Below are 3,361 nucleotides of genomic sequence, written 5' to 3' on the forward strand. Positions count from 1 at the left end.
GGGTGCGGACGGTGTAGCTGCCGTCGCCGCGTCCCCGCCACTCCACGACGGGGGCGTCGGGGGTGCGGGCGGAGCGGCTCAGGAGGTGGATCTCGTCCGCGACCAGGAAGCAGGAGAGCAGGCCGATGCCGAACTGGCCTATGAAGTCGCCGCGTTGCTCGGCGATGTTCCCCCAGCCCCGGACGGGCTCGGCCGGGGGGACCGCCAGGGCGCGTTTGCTGCTGCGGCCGATCGTGGCGAGGAAGGTGTGCACGTCGGCCTCGGTGAGGCCGACGCCGTCGTCCTCGACGCGTACCACCGAACCGTCGGCGTACAGGCGGATGCCGAAGGCGTCGGCGGGTGCGGCCGGTTCGAGGCCGCGCCGGGCGGTGAGCGCGTCCACCGCGTTCTGCATCAGTTCGCGCAGGTAGACGCGGGGGCTGGAGTAGAGGTGGTGGGAGAGGAGGTCGACGAGGCCGCGCAGGTCCACCTGGAAGGTGCGGTCGGCGCCGGCCGGGTTCACGGCGTTGTCGGGCAGAGTCATCGGGCAGTCCGGGAGTGGGAGGGGCGGCGGGCGTTGGGCGGGACCGGGGTGCGCTCAGGCGCGGCGGTGGTGGCGGGCGAACTGCTTCTCGGGCTCCGCGAAGTAGGTCCAGGGCCAGCGGGTGTAGGCGCCGTCGAGCGTCTGGAAGACGCGCCGGACCGTGTGGCGTTCACCGGCCAGCGACAGGGCCATGGCGAACATGTTGAAGTCGTGCTGCCAGCCCGGGCGGTACGGGTAGGCGGGGTGGAGGATGCTGTGGTCGGCCGCGTCCCGCAACTCGGCCCGGATCTCGGGGGTTTCGAGGCAGTCCCCACGGTCGGACTCGACCCATTCCTCGATGTGCGCCATGGCGATCACGCAGCCGAGGCGGTGTCCCTGCGGGGCGCGGGCGAGCGCGTCGCGGGCGAACGCCAGGGCCTGGCCGGGCTCGCCGCCCCAGCGGGGCTGCAGCTGCGACACCCACTCGACGTGGGTCTCCAGGTCCAGCGGGTCGCGGCGCAGGGCGGCGTCGAGCCGGGTCTCGTTGACGGCGGGGCCCAGTGACATGCCGCGGCCGGAGGTGAGCAGGCGGCGCCACGGTGTGATCCATTCCGGTCGCAGCTCGGCGGCCTCGAGCAGCTGCTCCTCGGCGATGTGGAGCCGTTCGTGGAAGATCCGCCACTGCTCCTGCGTGACGTCCACGGCACGCGCGGAGGTGCGCGCCTCCCAGCCCCAGCCGACGTGGCGCGCCCCGGATATCAGCAGGGCTGTCGCCCGGTGCTCCTTGTCCTCCTCGACGGCCCGGCCGATCCAGTCCTGCACACCGTCCAGGTCGGCCAGCTCACCGAGGACCCGGTGGTCGCTGCCGAGATCGAAGGGGGCCAGTGCCGTCTTGACCGCCGCCCAGTCGCCCGCGTCGGCCGCCTCCACCAGCGCGAGCACCCGCGTGTCCCCGAGCGCGCGCAGCGCGTACATCCCGTTCTTCTGTCTGCGCGGGACGGGAAGGGCGTGCGGAGTCGCCGCCGGTCCCTCCCCGCCCCTGCCGAACAGCTTGCCGAACATGCCGCGCCCTCCCCTGGTCCCGCGTGATCATCCGGTGCAGCATAAACGGCCCCACCGACATTGATTCCACGGAGTTTTCACCGGTGCTTCACGGGCCCGATCCCGGTTCCGTCCCCTCACCCCCACCGGTCCCCGCCGGCGGATGTGACGTCCCCGCACGGGTGGGAGCCGCCTCGTCCCCCGCCGGGCGCCAGGTTGCGCCGGGCCGCGCCGGAACAGGCCGGGTCTCCGCACCAGCGCGGTGCGCCGTCCTGCCGATCGAGGAGGCCGACCGGTGAGAACGACCGGAGCCGGCCCGTTCCGTACCCTGGCGGCATGCGCATGCGCCCCACTCTGAACTGGGCCCCCACCGAGGACCTGCCGCCGGGCACCACCGATCCGGAGCCGATCGCCCATGCGCTGAGCACCGGCGGTGTGCTGGTGCTCAGTGGGGCGGGCATCTCCACCGAGTCGGGCATCCCCGACTACCGGGGCGAGGGCGGGAGTCTGAGCCGGCACACCCCGATGACCTACCAGGACTTCACCGGCGGCGCCCAGGCCCGGCGCCGCTACTGGGCGCGCAGCCACCTCGGCTGGCGCACCTTCGGCCACGCCCGCCCCAACGCCGGGCACCGGGCCGTGGCCGCGTTCGCGCGGCACGGCCTGCTCTCGGGTCTGATCACCCAGAACGTCGACGGCCTGCACCAGGCCGCCGGCAGCGAGGACGTCGTGGAGCTCCACGGAAGCCTGGACCGGGTCGTCTGTCTCTCCTGCGGCACCCTCAGCCCGCGCCGCGAACTCGCCCGGCGGCTGGAGGAGGCCAATGCGGGCTTCGAGCCGGTGGCCGCCGGAATCAACCCGGACGGTGACGCCGACCTCACCGACGAACAGGTCGGGGACTTCCGCGTGGTGCCCTGCACGGTCTGCGGCGGCATCCTCAAACCGGACGTGGTGTTCTTCGGCGAAGCCGTTCCGCCGGGGCGGGTCGAACACTGCCGCACGCTGGTCCGTGAGGCGTCCTCGCTGCTGGTCCTGGGATCCTCGCTGACGGTGATGTCCGGGCTCCGGTTCGTCCGCCAGGCGGCCCAGGCCGGGAAGCCGGTGTTGATCGTCAACCGGGACCCGACCCGGGGCGACCGGCACGCCGTCACCCGGGTCGCGCTCCCGCTGGGAACGACCCTCACCGCCGTGGCCGACCGGCTGGGCATCCCCGTCGACGGCCGGCCGACGGCCTGAGCGGAGTCGTGACGGCGGGGCGTTCACCGCCAGCCACCGCGCCGGCCTTTTGTATCCGCCGATCCCTGTTCCGGCTGCCGGCGCAGGACCCGTGAGCACGGCAGCGGCGGCTGCCCACCGGGGCAAGTGGTTCCCGGCACGGGCGCGGGAACGGCGGGGCCCGACCGCGTACTCCGTCAGCATGTGCGCCTCAGCGCTGTCGGTGCGGCGGGGCGACCGGGACGCACCGTGCCCCAGAAGCTTCGTGTGCCTGTCCGTCCGCCGGCAGATCGACCTGTCCGCCGCGCCCGCACCACCCCTCGCCCGTCAACGGGCCCCGCATCGGTCGTGAGGGCCGGATGCGGCCGACAGCGCACCTCCCCCGGGTGCGGGCCGCCTGGCGTCCGTGGCCCTGGGCGGCGCCCTGCCGCCGATCGACCGGATCCTCGACGAGCCGGCGTCGGTCGACGTCCGTCAGCCGGGACCAGTCGCATCCCTCCCCAGCGACTTTGCTTTCTCTTTACAACCCGTACTGCCGCCGTCCCGTCTCTCCGCACGGTCCATGACACAGCCCGCCCGGTGACCGGGCGGGCTGTGTCATGG

General features: G+C 73.5%; 2 protein-coding genes and 1 pseudogene. 1 reads left to right on the forward strand and 2 read right to left on the reverse strand.

Going from position 1 to position 3,361, the window contains the following annotated elements; all coding sequences use genetic code 11:
- Nucleotides 1-523, reverse strand: a pseudogene (locus tag B7L92_RS35765) (HSP90 family protein); the annotation flags it as partial.
- Between the two features lie 54 nt (nucleotides 524-577).
- The gene (locus B7L92_RS35770; RefSeq protein WP_081241359.1) at nucleotides 578-1,564 is read right to left on the reverse strand and encodes a hypothetical protein; all 987 of its coding nucleotides are present in this window, start codon (nucleotides 1,562-1,564) and stop codon (nucleotides 578-580) included.
- A 315-nt stretch (nucleotides 1,565-1,879) separates the two neighbouring features.
- Here B7L92_RS35770 and B7L92_RS35775 point away from each other — a divergent pair, with 315 nt between their 5' ends.
- On the forward strand, nucleotides 1,880-2,779 hold the full coding sequence (locus tag B7L92_RS35775) for an NAD-dependent protein deacetylase (RefSeq protein ID WP_081241360.1): 900 nt from the start codon (nucleotides 1,880-1,882) through the stop codon (nucleotides 2,777-2,779).
- Nucleotides 2,780-3,361: the final 582 nt, after the last annotated feature.

Source organism: Streptomyces viridosporus, assembly GCF_002078235.1.
Lineage (GTDB): Bacteria > Actinomycetota > Actinomycetes > Streptomycetales > Streptomycetaceae > Streptomyces > Streptomyces viridosporus.

Coding starts and splice junctions, on each gene's coding strand:
- B7L92_RS35770 (WP_081241359.1), bottom strand. CDS start 1,564: ATGTTCGGCAAGCTGTTCGGCAGGGGCGGGGAGGGACCGGCGGCGACT.
- B7L92_RS35775 (WP_081241360.1), top strand. CDS start 1,880: ATGCGCATGCGCCCCACTCTGAACTGGGCCCCCACCGAGGACCTGCCG.